The organism is Pseudomonas rhodesiae (assembly GCF_007858255.1).
Lineage (GTDB): Bacteria > Pseudomonadota > Gammaproteobacteria > Pseudomonadales > Pseudomonadaceae > Aquipseudomonas > Aquipseudomonas rhodesiae.
Genome location: NZ_VFEU01000001.1, coordinates 379,724 through 394,314, shown reverse-complemented (window position 1 = coordinate 394,314; position 14,591 = coordinate 379,724). Strand labels below are relative to the sequence as shown.

Here is a 14,591-nt window from a genome sequence, read left to right as displayed (position 1 = left end):
GGAGGGGGCTTGCCCCCGATGGCGTCAGCCCAGGCAAAACAAGCCTTAAACCATCCCCCCCAGCTTCAACTCACTCTTGAGGTACGCATAGTAAATCGGCCCCGCCACCACCCCCGGCAAACCGAATGCCGCTTCGAACACCAGCATCGCCAACAACAATTCCCACGACTTGGCACTGATCTGCCCGCCCACGATGCGGGCGTTGAGGAAGTACTCGACCTTGTGGATCACGATCAGATAGCCCAACGCAGCCACGGCGACCCAGATCGACAACGACAGCGCGACGATGGTGATCAGGGTGTTGGACATCAGGTTGCCAATCACCGGCAACAGGCCGAGCAGGAAGGTCAGCACAATCAGGGTCTTGGTCAGCGGCAGGTGGATGCCGCACAGCGGCAGCACCACGGCCAGGAACACGGCGGTGAAGGCGGTGTTGAGGGCGGCGATTTTGATTTGCGCGAAGACGATATTGCGAAACGCCTGGACCAGCAGGTGCAGGCGGTCGAACAACGCTGCGGCCAGGGGCTTGCGCTTGGTCAGGTCGGGAATGCGTTGCAGGGCAATGATCGCGCCGAGCACCATGCCGATCAGCAGTGTCACGAACATGTGCGCCGCGTCTTTGCCCACCAGTTGCAGTTCGCTCAGGTGCTTGCTCAGCCAGTCGCCGATGGCCACGCGGAACTCGGCGGCGCTGGCGGGCAGGTAGGCGTCGAGGAACGGCGGCAGTTGGCCGCGCGCACGATCGACCACGCCCATGAACTTGTCGAGGGAAGCGCCAGGGTTTTCCGCTTCGTGGAGCAGGAAGCTGATAGCGCCGGCAAAGATCAGCGTCAGCACGCTGACGATCACGGTGCCCAGCAAGGCCACCGCCAGCCAGCGCGCGCGCCGGCCTTCGATCAGCCGTTGCAGTTGAGGGGTGAGCATGTTGACCAGTTCGTAGACCAACAGACCGGCCAGCAGGCTGGGTAGCAACTTGAGCGGCAATACCAGCAGCAATCCGCCAAAAATAATGATGTAGCTGGCCAGCAACAACATATGACGCTGAGAAAACGTTGGCATACAGCCTCAAAACGAACGGCGTTAAAGGATGGGCAGTCTGCCAGCCTTAAGGGAATCAAGCGAGTGCGATCAAGCGTGGGAAGGGGCTTGCCGCCGATTGCGGTGCATCAGTGGACGCAAGAGCTGACTGATACACCGTTATCGGGGGCAAGTCGATGAGTCGCCCAAGAGGAGTCGCCTACTCAACTGCCCTTGAGGCAGCTACTCATAAAGGTCTTGCGCGCATCACCGGTCAGCGCCTTGGTCTTCGCCGACGCGTTGCAATCCTTCATTTTCTGCTGCTGCGGCGTCAGCGTCTTGGCATCGTTGGCGGCCGGGGCCGACAGGCAGGTTTTCATAAACGCCTTGCGCTCATCGCCCTTGAGCGTCTTGGTGGTGGCTTCGGCGTTGCAGGTGGTCATCTTGGTCTGCTGGGCGGTGGCGGCAAAGCCCTCGGCACACATCAGCAGGCCCATCATCAACAACGGAATACGCAGCATCTTCATGGAGTTTTCTCCCGGTTACCATGCGGAGGGCACGGCCTGTGGAGAGTGTAGTCAAACCTTGTTACACCTTCCGGCGCTGAGAGAGGATAATCCCCGCTCATTCATCCATGCGGCGCTGTCATGCAATACGCTTATCCCTTGCTGGCCATCTTTATCTGGGCCGGCAACACCGTGGTCAACAAATTGGCCGTGGGTTCGATCTTCCCTGCCGAAATCGGTTTCTACCGCTGGCTGCTGGCGGCCCTGCTGTTTACCCCGTTCATGCTCAAACCGGTGATCGCTCATTGGCCGACCATCCGCCCCAACCTGGGCAAGGTCTGCATCCTCGGCGTACTAGGCATGGCGGTGTACCAGAGCCTGGCGTATTACGCCGCGTCGCTGACCAGCGCCACCAATATGGGCATCATTCTGTCGCTGATGCCGTTGATGGCGTTGACCGCCGCCATTATCAGCCTCGGCCAGCGCCTGACCTTCGGCGCGCTCACCGGTGCGGTGCTGTCGTTTGCCGGGGTGGCGGTAGTGGTGTCGGCCGGCAGCCTCGGCGCCCTGCTGCAACATGGGGTCAACCTGGGCGACGCGATGATGCTGGTGGCCACCCTGGCCTACGCGGTCTACAGCACGCTGCTGAAAAAATGGCAGCTGCGCCTGCCGCCGTTGGTGTTGTTGTATTTGCAGATACTGGTGGCGGTGGTGGTGCTGTTGCCGCTGTACCTGTTCTCCGCAAAGGCCGGCCTGGGCTGGGCGAATATTCCGTTGGTGCTGTACGCCTGCGTGCTGGCGTCGATGCTCGCACCGCTGGCGTGGATGCATTCGGTCAAAACCCTCGGGCCGAGCCGCACCACGCTGTTTTTCAACCTGCTGCCGTTGATCACCGCACTCATTGCGGCGGCGGTGCTCAAGGAAGAACTGGCGTTGTATCACTTGGTGGGTGGGTTGCTGACCCTGGGCGGCGTGGTTCTGTCGGAACGCTGGACCACACCGGTGCGTCGATCCGCCTAAACCCCGGCGTCCTTCAAGCGTCGTGCGTGCTCGACAAACAGGCGGATCGGCTCGGCGCCCTTGCCCACCAGGCCCAGGGACTGATTGACGATGTCGAAGTGGTCCAGCGCATAGTCGTCGCCAATCACCACGCCCAGGTGCGAACTGTATCGCCCGACCATGCCATCGCACTGGCCTTTCTCCTGTACGAAACTGCGGGCGAACAGGCGGCAACTGCGGTGGGTGCCATCGAACAGGTTGCGCCCGCGGTCGGTCTTGCCTGGCTGCAAGGTGCCGGACCATGAGTAATAACGCACGCCGTTGACCTGCGCCGCGCCCTGACCGCCCCAGCTGTCGGGCAGCCCCTGGGGGTATTGGCGATTGAACAGCGCCACGCCGGCACTGGTCAGGGACTGATGCGACGCCTGCAAGTCCGCCTTGAAGCGCGGGCCCCGATAGCCGGTTTCCAGCAGGCCCATTAGCCAGGCCACCAGGTGCAACAACGCGCTCACCAGCCGCCCCTTGACGCTGTCGATGGGGTAATGGGTGTGGAAGTAGTCGGCCAGTTCCGAGCCGTGATTGGGCCCAGCCACCGACGTCACCGACGCCACCCACTCCGGCCGTTTGGCCGCCGCATAGCGTGCGGTGAGCGAGCCCTGGCTATGGCCGATCAGGTTGACCTTCTCTGCGCCGGTCTCGCGGCGGATGCGCTCGATCTGCACCAGCAATTGCTCGCCGCGCACCTCGTTGGAATCCAACGGCGCCACCTGCACCGGGAAGACTTGCGCCCCACCCGCGCGCAGGGCCGGGACGATGCCGTACCAATAGGGGAACAGCCCGATACGCACGAACCCCAGCATGCCGGGCACCAGTACCAACGGATAACGTGTGGCTAACGACTGCGGCATGAAGCGAACGTCCTCGAAAATACTTGGATGCCGTGCAGCCTAGCCCAACTGCAAGTCCGGCTGATGACGCCAGCGCCAAATCCGATAAAACTTTTTGCCTCGCCCGGCACTCACAACTTGTAGCGATCACGCCGACAGAGCGTGGCGTAACCCGGATTAGCCCCAGGAGATTGAGATGACTGAAGCAAACTTGACCGACGTTGCCACCCTGCGCAGCCGCGCCCGCCAGAACGTCGAAAACGGTGCCGTGACCGAGGGCTATGACGCTGACCGCGAAGAAATCATTCGCCTGCTCAACGCGTCCCTCGCCACTGAACTGGTGTGCGTGCTGCGTTACAAGCGCCACTACTTCATGGCCAGCGGCATCAAAGCCGCCGTCGCCGCGCAGGAATTCCTCGAACACGCCACCCAGGAAGCCGAACACGCCGACAAACTCGCCGAGCGCATTGTGCAATTGGGCGGTGAACCGGAGTTCAACCCCGACCTGCTGTCGAAGAACTCCCACGCGCAATACGTGGCGGGCAACACCCTCAAAGAAATGGTCTACGAAGACCTGGTGGCCGAGCGCATCGCCGTAGACAGCTACCGCGAGATCATCCAATACATCGGCGACAAAGACCCGACCACCCGCCGCATCTTCGAAGACATCCTGGCCCAGGAAGAAGAGCACGCGGACGACATGGCGGATATTCTCGAAAGCCTGTAAAACGCCACACAAACAAAAGGGGAGCTGATCAGTCAGCTCCCCTTTTGTTTGTGTGGCAGAGGGCCTGCCTGCTCCCACTTATTCAACGTGCGTCACGTCACCCCTTCACCGTCTTCGGCGCCTTGCCTTCCTTCATCTGCTGCAACAACGGCGCACACTGGTTCGGCGCGTCACCGCTCGGGGCCACCAGGGCGAGCAGACCGGCGGCCGGGCCGGCGATCACACCGAGTGCCACCATGCCTGCACCGCGCAGGGCCAGGGGAATGGCTTTGACGCCCGCGTTGGGCTTGATAAATGGGCCGTTGACGTACAGCGGCGAGCGCAGGGAGAACAGGCGAAAGCCTTTGGACTCAGGGGTGATGGTCAGGTCCAACTGCTCCGTGGCCATGTTGGCCGTGCCGTCGACATAGATGATCGCGTTCTCGGTGTCGAACACGAACAGCCGCGTGGTGGCCAAGCCGCTCTTGACGCCGAAGTCCGCCGCCGCGCAGTTGATCTTTACTTCCTTGTCGCCGAACAGGCGCCCCACTACGTAATTGCCCACGTTGAGGCCGGCGATTTCCATCAGGCCACGGCTGATGGCGCCGTCGTTGATCAGCATCTTCAGATCACCGTTAGAGGTGCCCAGCAGCGCCGCGACGGAGTTGCCGCGCCCGGAAATATCCGCATCGCCGTTGAGTTCGCCGAAGCTGGTTTTCATCGGTTCGAAGCTGGGGAACAGTTGCTTGAGCTTGAAGTTGCGCGCGGTGAGCCGGGCGCGACCTTCCATTGGCGTGGTGCGGCCATTCAAGCGAATCTGCGCATCGAGCTTGCCGCCGGCCACGCCGAAACGCAGGGGTTCCAGGCTCAGTTCGCCATCGTTGAGCACCAGGTGCGTGTAGAGGTCGGTGAAAGGCAAGTCGGCGCTGTGCACGATGCGCTTACCGGTGAATTCCACATCGGCGTCCATGTCGCGCCAGCGCTCGGTGCGGAACTCTTCCACCGGCAGCACCTTGGTCGCCGGCTGCTTGCTGTCACCGCCACGGGCCTTTTGCTTGGCATTGGAATCGGCGCCGATCAGGGGCGCGAGGTCGGTCATCAGCAACTGGTTGGACACCAGCGTACCGCTGAGTTTGGGCCTTGGCTGGCTGGCGACATAGGCCAGGTCGCCGTGGATATCACTGTTGCCGATCTTGCCGTTGAAGTTATCGTAGCGAAACGACGCACCACTGGCGTCGTGCAGCTTGGCGATCAGGTGACCGTCGGTAGCGTACGCCGGTGAATCGGGCAAGGTCACGCCGGTCAGCGGGTACAGGTTGCTCAAGCTGGTGCCGGCGAGCTTGAGGCGCAGGTCAAGGGCGCCAAGGTTAAGAGGGTCGGTCAGCGTGCCGGCCAGGGCGATGCTGGTGTCGGCGATCTTGACCTGAGCTTGCAGCGGAAACGGTTTGTTTGCGTCCTGCAGAGCCAAGAGCCCGCCGATTTTGCCGGCACCGTCGAGCTTCTGGCCGTGGTACTGGCCTTTGACCTTGAGGGCGAACACGTAGTCCTGAGGAGCCGAGCCTTTTTCCAAGGCTTTTTTGGCATCGGCATCGCCGACGATTTCGCCGAAGGGAATGGGTTTGCCCAACAGGTCGATGATCACGTCGAGCTGGGTTTTGAGGGTTTGATCGTCGAGGGTCACATGGCCTTTGTCGAACCCGATGGCACCAATGTCCACCACCCAATTGGAGGGCTCGGCGTCGGGGTCTTTAGGGTCGAACGTGAAGGTCCAGTTGGCGCGGCCATCGGCCAGGCGCTGCAACTCGGCACTCGGCTCAGTGAGGTCGATACGTGGGATAACCACCCGTTGCGCCAACAATGCCAGGGGCGAAATGCGCAGCTCCACTTTTTTGAGGGTGACCATCTGCGGCTTTTTCGACCAGTCGGGGTTGCCCAGGGTCAGGTCTTCGGCAATCACATGGGGCCACGGCACCCAGGCGCGCCAGCCGCCTTCGTCGGGCTCGCGCTGCCACTTCACGGCAAGGTTGCCATTGATGGCAAACGGGCGATGCAGCTCTTCGGACGCTTTGGCATTGAGGGGCGGTTTGATGCGGTTCCAATCAAAAAACACTAGAAACAGCACTACCGCAGCGATTAACACGACGAAGCTGGCGCAGCTCCAAACCACGACTTTACGAGTGCGCGTCATTGCACAGAACTCCTGAATACGACCGGCTGGGTGACAGCCTTTAGAACAGCTTACAAGACTACGACTGGCAAACCGCCCACGGGTTTAACCTGATCGCGTTTTAAGGGCGAGAAGTCGCGCAAAACACTGGTTTTCCTGACCGGACCGACAGTTTCTACCATCGATGGCGCACCAATGTTACCCGCCAACGTGTCGAAAATACCCACCACGGTGCAAAACCGCGTGCTTGAGAGGCGCGATCTAGAGCCTTCGGCGGGAACAATCAATTCTGTTGATTATTACCATTGTGTTTATGAACTTTTATATCGACTTATCGAGAGTAGCATTAGCCACGTACCCACTTTATCGCCCTCCCAAGGAGCAACTGATCATGAAACGCCAAATACTCGCTACCGCCCTGTTATCTGTCCTGGCTTCGAGCGCTTTCGCCCTGCCAGCTGCCGAACAAGCGATCCCACAAAATAAAGCCCAAGCCGTGCAGACCAGCCAAACCCTGGCACGCAGCGGTTCGCAAGAAGAAGAGAACCGCGACTACGCCAAAGGCGCCGTTGCTGAAAATGGCTTTAATCGTCTGCAAGAAAAAGGTTTGGTCGAAGGCGGCGCGGATCGTTTGATGGAGCGCAACGCAGTGGCCGAAGGTGGTTCCGACCGTGCCAACAAACGCACCTACACTGAAGGTGTTGCCGAAGGTGGTGCTGATCGTCTGCTGGAACGCAATGCCGTTGCCGAAGGTGGTGCCGACCGCCTGGAAGAAATGCATCAAGCACAGAGCTGAGCCTGTGGTGGCCCAGAAAAAAGCCCGATCCGCCGATCGGGCTTTTGACTTTCTGCAGAACCTGTCTCGCCACTGACCCCGCCAAGTTCGACGCCGATCAAGCGGTTTTGCTAGAGTGCGTCGCTGTACTTGTCCACAAAGCCCGCCCGCCCATGCTGCCCCGTGCCGAACAAAAGCAACAGACCCGCCTTGCCCTGATGGACGCTGCTCGTCATCTGATGGAGTGCGGCCGTGGGTTTGGCAGCTTGAGCCTGCGCGAAGTGGCCAAGACGGCCGGCATTGTCCCCACCGGTTTCTATCGACACTTTGCCGATATGGATCAACTGGGCCTGGTGCTGGTCAGCGAAGTCGGCCAGACCTTCCGCGCCACCATTCGCCTGGTGCGCCATAACGAATTCGTCATGGGCGGCATCATTGATGCCTCCGTACGCATCTTTCTCGATGTGGTGTCGGCCAATCGCTCGCAATTCCTGTTTCTGGCCCGCGAGCAATATGGCGGCTGCCTCGCCGTGCGTCAGGCCATCGCCGCACTGCGCGAAGACATTACCCGCGACCTGGCGGCCGACCTGACGCTGATGCCAAAGCTGCAACACCTGAATGCCGAAGGCTTGCATGTGATGGCCGACCTGATCGTCAAGAGCGTGTTCGCCACCCTGCCCGATATCATCGACCCTCCGGCCCAGGCTCTGCCGGCCCACCTCACGCCCCAGGCGAAGATCACTCAACAGCTGCGCTTTATCTTTATCGGCCTCAAGCACTGGCAAGGGCTGGGCAGCACCGAGTAGACCAATCAACCCGCCGCGTGGAAACGCTTGGCGGTGGTGTAGTGCTTGTTCCAATAACTGTTGCTCAACGAGTCGATGCGTACGTTCTTGCCGGTACGGGGCGAGTGAATGAATTTGCCCTCGCCAATGTAAAGCCCTACGTGACTGACTTGCCCGCGACCATTGCCCTTGAAAAACACCGCATCGCCGGGTTTGAGGGCGTTGCGCTGGATGGTGGCGGCCGTTGAACGGTGCATCGCCGCCGTGGTGCGTGGGATCTGGATATTGGCTTGGGTCTTGAACAGGTAGACCAGCAAGCTGCTGCAATCGAAGCCTTGCTCCACCGACATGCCGCCCCACTTATAAGGTGTGCCCAACAATTCATGGGCCCGGTCGATCACATTGGTAATCGAGGCAGACGGCAGGCTTTGCAGTGACGCGCCGAGGGTCGGACGCGGTTGATAGTTGGCTGAAGCCGACGACACAACAAACGACAAGCCGATAAAAAACGAACATAAAAATGACTTAAACATGATGAACATCGCAGCGGATTAAACACGGCGCAGAGCCTAATCACCGGCCGTGTAGCGCGCTGAGCGCCGAATCCCGAGATGTCGTAGGAAAAATCCCAAAGCGCCCATGTCCGGGGCAAGCCACCGGCAGACGCACCATATTGAGGCGCTCCCTGCGCACAGCACTGCCCCATTCGGTGGCAGCCGCCTCCCCACCTACAGGTAATTCCTACGCTTTTGCGGGGTTGGCAAGGCCCTTGCTCTAGCTGGTTCATTGCCCCTAGCTGGAAGCTTTCTGATGCTGGTGATCCATCGCCGAATTGCCCCCCAAGCCCTCTGGGCCGCTGAATTGCAGCTGAATTTCGAAGCGCGCAGCAAAAGCCGCCTGCGCTGTTTCAGTGCCGATGGTGAAGACGTCGGCCTGTTTCTGGAGCGTGGCCAGCCGCCGCTGCACGATGGCGAATGCCTACAGGCGGAAGACGGACGTGTCGTACGCGTCACTGCACGCCCTGAACAGCTGCTGCACGTCACCTGCAGCAGCGCTTATGAGCTGACCCGCGCCGCCTATCACCTGGGCAACCGCCATGTGGCGCTGCAGGTCGGGGATGGTTGGTTGCGCCTGCTCGATGACTACGTGCTCAAGGCCATGCTCGAACAACTGGGCGCCCACACCGAAACCATCGAGGCGCCCTTTCAACCGGAGCACGGTGCCTACGGCGGCGGCCATCACCACTCGCGCCATGGCGATGAAGACTTCAACTACCCGCCCAAGCTGCATCAGTTCGGCGTGCGTCTATGAACCCAGCTTGGGCGTTGCTGCGTCTGGCCAGTCCGCAATTGCCGATTGGCGGCTACAGCTATTCCCAGGGCCTGGAGATGGCCGTGGAGAACGGCCGCGTCTGCGATGCGGCCAGCGCCAGGCGTTGGATCGGCGACCAGTTGCTGCTCAACCTGGCGCGCTTCGAAGCGCCTTTGCTGCTCGCCCACTGCCGGGCGGCCGCCGCTCAGGATTGGACGCGGCTGACGCAATTGTGCGAAGAACACCGCGCCAGCCGTGAGACTCGCGAGCTGTATCAAGAAAGTCGGCAGATGGGCTATTCCCTGCAACAACTGCTCAACGGATTGCCCGAACTGGACGCCGCCGCACGTCACTTTCTCGACCACCTCAGCGAACCACACCTGGCCCTTGGCTGGGCGTTGGCCGCGCGCGCCTGGAGCATCAGCGCCGAAGACGCCCTCGCCGCGTGGCTGTGGAGCTGGCTGGAAAACCAATTGGCCGTGCTGATGAAAACCCTGCCCCTGGGCCAGCAAGCTGCCCAGCGCCTGACCAGCGAACTGCTGCCGCTGTTGCAACAAGCCCAGCAGGACGCCAGTCGCATCGACCCCGACCATTGCGGCAGCGCCGCGTTTGGCCTGTCCCTGGCGTGCATGGCCCACGAGCGCCAGTACAGCCGCCTGTTTCGTTCATAGGTTCTTTTAATTTTGGCGCCCTTTACTTCGGAGAAGCACATGCACACACAACCCTTGCGCGTCGGCATTGGCGGCCCGGTAGGCTCCGGCAAGACCGCCCTGACCCTGGCCCTGTGCCTCGCCCTGCGCGATCGCTACAACCTGGCGGTGGTCACCAACGACATCTACACCCGCGAAGACGCCGATTTTCTGGTGCGCAACCAGGCTTTGGCGCCCGAGCGCATCATCGGCGTGGAAACCGGCGGCTGCCCGCACACGGCGATTCGTGAAGACGCCTCCATCAACCTCGAAGCGGTGGATCAACTCAACCGCCGCTTCCCCGGCTTGGACCTGATCCTGGTGGAATCCGGTGGGGATAACTTGTCGGCGACCTTCAGCCCGGAACTGTCGGACCTGACCATCTACGTGATCGATGTGTCCGCCGGCGACAAGCTGCCGCGCAAAGGCGGCCCGGGCATCTGCAAATCCGACCTGCTGGTGATCAACAAGATCGACCTCGCCCCCTTGGTCGGCGCCTCGCTGGAACTGATGAACAGCGACACCCAGCGCATGCGCAACGGTAAACCCTTTGTGTTCAGCAACCAAAAAACCGGGGTCGGCCTGGACGACATCGTGGCCTTTATCGAACGCCAGGGTCTGCTGACCGCCGCCTGATCTCTCTTCAAGGAAGCTAGTTATGAGCCTCAACAAACTCTTTGCCACCGCTGCCCTGCTTCTCGCTCCGGCGCTGGCCTTCGCCCATCCCGGCCACGGCGATAACGGCCTGGTGGCCGGTATCAGCCACCCCTTGGGCGGCCTCGATCATTTGCTGGCCATGCTGGCGGTGGGCTTGTGGGCCGCCCAGCAAAAAGGCGCCGCGCGCTGGGCGCTGCCGTGCACGTTTGTGGGCACGATGCTGATCGGCGGCTTGCTGGGTTTCGAAGGCCTGGCGCTGCCGGCGCTGGAAAACGGGATTGCCGCCTCGGTGCTGGCCCTGGGCCTGGCCGTGGCGCTGGCGGTGCGGCCGCCGCTGTTGATGGCGATGGGCGCCACGGCGTTGTTTGCGCTGTTTCACGGTGTGGCCCATGGCCTGGAACTGCCGGAGATGTCCAGCCCTTGGGCATACGCCGCCGGTTTTGTCGGCGCGACGGCAGCACTGCACGCAGCCGGTTATGCACTGGTGCGCTTCCTGCCGGCGGCAGCGGCGCCATTGGTGCGAGTGGCCGGGGCGGCTTCGGCGGCGACTGGGGTCTGGTTGCTGGCGGGCTGACTGGCAGCGCGGCTGAAGGCCTCATCGGGGGCAAGCCCCCTCCCACATTTGGCTGCATTGCTATCAAAAGGTATGAGAGGCCTGGTTGCTGGCGGGCTGATTGGCAGCGCGGCTAAAGGCCTCATCGGGGGCAAGCCCCCTCCCACATTTGGCTGCAGCGCTATCAAACGGTGGAAGGGGTCTGGTGGCTGGCGGGCTGATTTACAGCGCGGCTAAAGGCCTCATCGGGGGCAAGCCCCCTCCCACATTTGGCTGCATTGCTATCAAAAGGTATGAGAGGCCTGGTTGCTGGCGGGCTGATTGGCAGTGCGGCTGAAGGCCTCATCGGGGGCAAGCCCCCTCCCACATTTGGCTGCATTGCTATCAAAAGGTATGAGAGACCTGGTTGCTGGCGGGCTGATTGGTAGTGCGGCTAAAGGCCTCATCGGGGGCATGCCCCTTCCCACATTTGGCTGCATTGCTATCAAAAGGTGGGAGGGGGCTTGCCCCCGATAGCTGTGCCACAGACACCACAGAACCCAAGCCTGCTACCATGCGCGCCTACACCTCTGCCGTGACGACGCCAGCCAATGCCCAGCGCTTCCCAACCCTCTTTGAACACCGTGCTCACCCACTTCCATGACCTGATCGTGCCGCTATGGCAGGGCCCAGGCTGGAATGCCGAGCTGGCGTTGCCTTACGAGGCGCTGGACGCCGATCACCATCCTTTACCGCCGCAACGCTACCGCGCCATGGCCTGCGCCCGGCAGTTGTATCTGTTCGCCAGCCTGATCGGCCAACCCGATGCCGAGTTTGCCCAAGTGCGGGCAGCGGCGTTGTTTCGCTCCTTGCAGCGGCACTTCCACGACGCCGAACACGGCGGCTGGTTCTACAGCATCGACCCCGCCGGCCAGCCGCTGGACATGCGCAAAGACCTCTACACCCACGCATTCATCATCTTCGCCTGTGCCCATTACTGGGCCAAGGTGCGCGAACCGTTGGTGGAATCGGTACTCAACGCGGCCCTGGAAGTCGTCGCGCAACGCTTCGCCATAGATGACGGCCTGTACGAAGCCGTACTGGAGCGCAACTGGTCGTCGCTCGATTCCGGCCCGCTGCAGAACCCGTTGATGCATTTGGCCGAAGGCTTTCTGGCCACCCTCGCGGTGCGTGAGGACGCCGCCGTGCAAGCCGCTCTGCTCAGCCTGGCAACCGCTATGCAAAAGCGCTTCATCGACCGCCAGCACGACGTGATGATGGAAAAACCGCTGAATGCTGTGGATAACTGGTTTGAGCCCGGGCACCAGTTCGAATGGTTCTTTTTGCTGGAATCGTCGGATGTGCTGCGCGGTACGCCGTTGCACGCCTCACTGACGCGGGCGTTTGCCTATGCCGAACTCAAGGGTGTAGATAACGTGACCGGCGCGGTCAGCGGCATGCTTGCCCTCGATGGCAGCGTGCGCGACGGCACCCAACGCATTTGGGCCCAGGCCGAATACCTGCGCGCGCTGACTCTGCGCCCCAACAGCCAGGCCGTGTTGCAACGCCAATTGCTGGCGCTGCAGCAGCACTTCCTGCACGACAAAGGCTGGCACGAATGCCTGGATGCCAACGGCGCCGTGAGCCGACGGGACATGCCGTCGACCACGCCGTATCACTTGGCGACCTGCTACCAGGGCCTTACGCAATCCACTTACGATCTGCGGTAAAGCTGATCGTCAACCAGCGCGCCGCATCCGGCGTGCCGAGCCCTGTGGATATCTCTTCGCGCAGTCCGTCGAGGGTCGCAACGTTATCCACCGGGTAATCCGCTGGCAACACCACATGGATTTCGATAAACCGAGCGCGTCCATGCTTCTGCACGTACGACACGTACTCTTCGAAACCATGTCTCGCCGTCGCGGCGTCCATTACCTCGCGGACCTTGTCGTCCAGATGATCCGGGGCAATCCCCAGCACGTCGCGCAACGCCGGGCGCAGGATCTTGAACGCCGGCGCCAGCATGCTCAGGGCCAGCAGGATCAGGATCATGGGGTCGACATACACCGCCCATTCGCCATAGCCCTGGGACTTGAGCAACAGCGCGGCCAGAAAGCTGATCAGCAGCCCCACCGACAGCATCGCGTCCACCAGCCAACTGATGTTGTCGAACTGGATCAGCGATGATTTGAGCTTGCGATTGCGGTAGCGCACATAGAAGAAGTAAGCGAATTCAACAACGGTAAACACCGCCGCATAGATGATCACCAGCCCCAACTCGATCTCACGCCCGCCATTGATAATGCCGAACACACCGTTGAGAAACGCATAGATAGCGATCAGCAGCAGGAAACTGCCTTCGATCAGCAGCACCATGGGTTCCAGGTGCCAGTAGCCAAATTGGAAACGCTCGTTGCTTTTCTTGGCGATCAGCTTGGCCGTGATCAGCATCAGCACCTTGATGGCGGTGGCGATCAGCGAGAAAAAGCCGTCGAACAGAATGGATTGGGCGCCGGATATCACACCCGTGACAATCCCGGCGATCGCGACTGCGAACATCAGAATCGTCGATTGTTTGAGCAGTGCCTGCTCACCTCGGTTACTCACATTTCCTCCCGTCAAAACCCTGAATCCGCACGATGCGGAGGGGCTTTCAGGCAGGGAGTGTACCTTATGTCGTGTTTTGGCCGGTTTGACGCCATCGGGGGCAAGCCCCCTCCCACAGTTGTACACGGTCGAGTGTGGGAGGGGGCTTGCCCCCGATGGCAGCGACCCGGTCTAAAGCCTTACTTGCCCCCTCGCTCAATCGCAAACCCCGCCCAGCTCTGGCTCACCGGCATCAGTTCCAAGCGGTTGATGTTCACGTGCGCCGGGGTGTTAAGCACCCAGAAAATGGTGTCGGCGATGTCCTGGGGCTGAATCGGCTCGGCGCCGGCGTAGGTGGCGTCGTATCGCGCCTGGTCACCGCCAAAACGTACCAGGGAGAACTCGCTTTCGCACAGGCCCGGCTCGATGTTGGTCACGCGCACGCCGGTGCCTTGCAGGTCGCAGCGCAGGTTCAGGGAGAACTGTTTGACGAACGCCTTGGAGCCGCCGTACACATGGCTGCCCGGGTATGGGTAGCTGCCGGCGATGGAGCCCAGGTTGATGATGCCCGCGCCACGACCATGGGCGATCAAACGTGGCAGCAGCAGATGGGTGGTGGTCAGCAGGCCTTTGATATTGGTGTCGACCATGGTTTCCCAGTCGTCCAGGTTGCACTTGGGCGCCGGGTCGGTGCCCACCGCCAGGCCGGCGTTGTTGATCAAGCCGCGCAGGGTGGCGAACGACGGCGGCAGGTTAGCGATCGCGTCTTCCATGCCCTTGCGATCACGCACGTCCACCACCAGGCCATGCACTTCGGTCTGCTTGGAAAGTTCTTCCACCAGCGCATTCAAACGCTCGGCACGCCGGCCAGTGAGCACCAGTTTCCAGCCAGCCTGGGCGAAGCGACGAGCACAGGCTTCGCCGAAACCTGAAGTGGCGCCAGTAATAAACAGCGTGTCGGACATGGTGTTCTC

The 14,591-nt window shown here is 61.3% G+C and carries 16 protein-coding genes; 9 read left to right on the top strand and 7 right to left on the bottom strand.

Annotated elements, in window-relative coordinates; translation table 11 throughout:
- Positions 1 to 45 precede the first annotated feature (45 nt).
- Together FIV35_RS01670 and FIV35_RS01665 are read right to left on the bottom strand one after the other, a co-directional pair.
- A complete protein-coding gene (locus tag FIV35_RS01670; protein ID WP_034095649.1) occupies positions 46 to 1,059 on the bottom strand; it encodes an AI-2E family transporter in 1,014 nt (337 codons plus the stop codon).
- A 182-nt stretch (positions 1,060 to 1,241) separates the two neighbouring features.
- Complete coding sequence (locus FIV35_RS01665) at positions 1,242 to 1,544, bottom strand: PsiF family protein (RefSeq protein WP_034136682.1); 303 nt, start codon at positions 1,542 to 1,544, stop codon at positions 1,242 to 1,244.
- A gap of 120 nt (positions 1,545 to 1,664) precedes the next feature.
- Here FIV35_RS01665 and FIV35_RS01660 point away from each other — a divergent pair, with 120 nt between their 5' ends.
- The gene (locus tag FIV35_RS01660) at positions 1,665 to 2,543 is read left to right on the top strand and encodes a DMT family transporter (RefSeq protein WP_034111555.1); all 879 of its coding nucleotides are present in this window, start codon (positions 1,665 to 1,667) and stop codon (positions 2,541 to 2,543) included.
- Here the strand turns inward: FIV35_RS01660 and FIV35_RS01655 are convergent.
- Positions 2,540 to 3,430 carry an esterase/lipase family protein gene (locus tag FIV35_RS01655; protein ID WP_034136681.1) on the bottom strand — a complete coding sequence of 297 codons (891 nt, stop codon included), beginning with the start codon at positions 3,428 to 3,430 and terminating at the stop codon, positions 2,540 to 2,542. The genes FIV35_RS01660 and FIV35_RS01655 overlap by 4 nt on opposite strands.
- 175 nt (positions 3,431 to 3,605) lie before the next feature.
- Here FIV35_RS01655 and FIV35_RS01650 point away from each other — a divergent pair, with 175 nt between their 5' ends.
- Positions 3,606 to 4,136, top strand: coding sequence for a ferritin-like domain-containing protein (locus FIV35_RS01650; RefSeq protein WP_034095645.1), 531 nt, complete (start codon positions 3,606 to 3,608; stop codon positions 4,134 to 4,136).
- A 97-nt stretch (positions 4,137 to 4,233) separates the two neighbouring features.
- Here the strand turns inward: FIV35_RS01650 and FIV35_RS01645 are convergent, their stop codons facing one another.
- Positions 4,234 to 6,303, bottom strand: a complete 2,070-nt coding sequence (locus tag FIV35_RS01645) for an AsmA family protein (protein ID WP_034136680.1) — start codon at positions 6,301 to 6,303, stop codon at positions 4,234 to 4,236.
- A 370-nt stretch (positions 6,304 to 6,673) separates the two neighbouring features.
- Here FIV35_RS01645 and FIV35_RS01640 point away from each other — a divergent pair, with 370 nt between their 5' ends.
- The gene (locus FIV35_RS01640; RefSeq protein WP_034136679.1) at positions 6,674 to 7,078 is read left to right on the top strand and encodes a hypothetical protein; all 405 of its coding nucleotides are present in this window, start codon (positions 6,674 to 6,676) and stop codon (positions 7,076 to 7,078) included.
- Positions 7,079 to 7,230: 152 nt separating this feature from the next.
- Entirely contained in the window at positions 7,231 to 7,863 is a 633-nt protein-coding gene (locus tag FIV35_RS01635) for a TetR family transcriptional regulator (RefSeq protein WP_034095642.1), read from the top strand.
- A 5-nt stretch (positions 7,864 to 7,868) separates the two neighbouring features.
- Here the strand turns inward: FIV35_RS01635 and FIV35_RS01630 are convergent, their stop codons facing one another.
- Positions 7,869 to 8,375 carry a C40 family peptidase gene (locus FIV35_RS01630; RefSeq protein WP_034136761.1) on the bottom strand — a complete coding sequence of 169 codons (507 nt, stop codon included), beginning with the start codon at positions 8,373 to 8,375 and terminating at the stop codon, positions 7,869 to 7,871.
- 277 nt (positions 8,376 to 8,652) lie between these two features.
- Here FIV35_RS01630 and ureE point away from each other — a divergent pair, with 277 nt between their 5' ends.
- The 5 genes from ureE to FIV35_RS01605 all read left to right on the top strand — a co-directional run bounded on the left by ureE (position 8,653) and on the right by FIV35_RS01605 (position 12,761).
- Entirely contained in the window at positions 8,653 to 9,153 is a 501-nt protein-coding gene (gene ureE, locus FIV35_RS01625) for an urease accessory protein UreE (RefSeq protein ID WP_034111550.1), read from the top strand.
- Positions 9,150 to 9,824 (top strand): urease accessory protein UreF, encoded by a 675-nt coding sequence (locus tag FIV35_RS01620; protein WP_034095640.1) that lies wholly within the window; start codon positions 9,150 to 9,152, stop codon positions 9,822 to 9,824. The genes ureE and FIV35_RS01620 overlap by 4 nt, the downstream gene beginning before the upstream one ends.
- Positions 9,825 to 9,863: 39 nt before the next feature.
- Positions 9,864 to 10,478, top strand: a complete 615-nt coding sequence (ureG, locus tag FIV35_RS01615; protein WP_034095639.1) for an urease accessory protein UreG — start codon at positions 9,864 to 9,866, stop codon at positions 10,476 to 10,478.
- 22 nt (positions 10,479 to 10,500) lie between these two features.
- Positions 10,501 to 11,073, top strand: coding sequence for a HupE/UreJ family protein (locus FIV35_RS01610; protein WP_034136678.1), 573 nt, complete (start codon positions 10,501 to 10,503; stop codon positions 11,071 to 11,073).
- A 569-nt stretch (positions 11,074 to 11,642) separates the two neighbouring features.
- Complete coding sequence (locus FIV35_RS01605; protein ID WP_034136677.1) at positions 11,643 to 12,761, top strand: AGE family epimerase/isomerase; 1,119 nt, start codon at positions 11,643 to 11,645, stop codon at positions 12,759 to 12,761.
- Here the strand turns inward: FIV35_RS01605 and FIV35_RS01600 are convergent.
- Entirely contained in the window at positions 12,733 to 13,638 is a 906-nt protein-coding gene (locus FIV35_RS01600; RefSeq protein WP_034136676.1) for a cation diffusion facilitator family transporter, read from the bottom strand. The genes FIV35_RS01605 and FIV35_RS01600 overlap by 29 nt on opposite strands.
- A gap of 179 nt (positions 13,639 to 13,817) precedes the next feature.
- Positions 13,818 to 14,582 carry an SDR family oxidoreductase gene (locus FIV35_RS01595; protein WP_034136675.1) on the bottom strand — a complete coding sequence of 255 codons (765 nt, stop codon included), beginning with the start codon at positions 14,580 to 14,582 and terminating at the stop codon, positions 13,818 to 13,820.
- Between the last annotated feature and the right edge of the window lie 9 nt (positions 14,583 to 14,591).

What these genes read in the sequence shown, in the direction of transcription:
- FIV35_RS01630 (WP_034136761.1), bottom strand. Translation starts at nt 8,375, where the DNA reads ATGTTTAAGTCATTTTTATGTTCGTTTTTTATCGGCTTGTCGTTTGTT.
- FIV35_RS01670 (WP_034095649.1), bottom strand. Translation starts at nt 1,059, where the DNA reads ATGCCAACGTTTTCTCAGCGTCATATGTTGTTGCTGGCCAGCTACATC.
- ureG (WP_034095639.1), top strand. Translation starts at nt 9,864, where the DNA reads ATGCACACACAACCCTTGCGCGTCGGCATTGGCGGCCCGGTAGGCTCC.
- FIV35_RS01635 (WP_034095642.1), top strand. Translation starts at nt 7,231, where the DNA reads ATGCTGCCCCGTGCCGAACAAAAGCAACAGACCCGCCTTGCCCTGATG.
- FIV35_RS01610 (WP_034136678.1), top strand. Translation starts at nt 10,501, where the DNA reads ATGAGCCTCAACAAACTCTTTGCCACCGCTGCCCTGCTTCTCGCTCCG.
- ureE (WP_034111550.1), top strand. Translation starts at nt 8,653, where the DNA reads ATGCTGGTGATCCATCGCCGAATTGCCCCCCAAGCCCTCTGGGCCGCT.
- FIV35_RS01620 (WP_034095640.1), top strand. Translation starts at nt 9,150, where the DNA reads ATGAACCCAGCTTGGGCGTTGCTGCGTCTGGCCAGTCCGCAATTGCCG.
- FIV35_RS01645 (WP_034136680.1), bottom strand. Translation starts at nt 6,303, where the DNA reads ATGACGCGCACTCGTAAAGTCGTGGTTTGGAGCTGCGCCAGCTTCGTC.
- FIV35_RS01640 (WP_034136679.1), top strand. Translation starts at nt 6,674, where the DNA reads ATGAAACGCCAAATACTCGCTACCGCCCTGTTATCTGTCCTGGCTTCG.
- FIV35_RS01655 (WP_034136681.1), bottom strand. Translation starts at nt 3,430, where the DNA reads ATGCCGCAGTCGTTAGCCACACGTTATCCGTTGGTACTGGTGCCCGGC.
- FIV35_RS01660 (WP_034111555.1), top strand. Translation starts at nt 1,665, where the DNA reads ATGCAATACGCTTATCCCTTGCTGGCCATCTTTATCTGGGCCGGCAAC.
- FIV35_RS01595 (WP_034136675.1), bottom strand. Translation starts at nt 14,582, where the DNA reads ATGTCCGACACGCTGTTTATTACTGGCGCCACTTCAGGTTTCGGCGAA.
- FIV35_RS01650 (WP_034095645.1), top strand. Translation starts at nt 3,606, where the DNA reads ATGACTGAAGCAAACTTGACCGACGTTGCCACCCTGCGCAGCCGCGCC.
- FIV35_RS01605 (WP_034136677.1), top strand. Translation starts at nt 11,643, where the DNA reads ATGCCCAGCGCTTCCCAACCCTCTTTGAACACCGTGCTCACCCACTTC.
- FIV35_RS01665 (WP_034136682.1), bottom strand. Translation starts at nt 1,544, where the DNA reads ATGAAGATGCTGCGTATTCCGTTGTTGATGATGGGCCTGCTGATGTGT.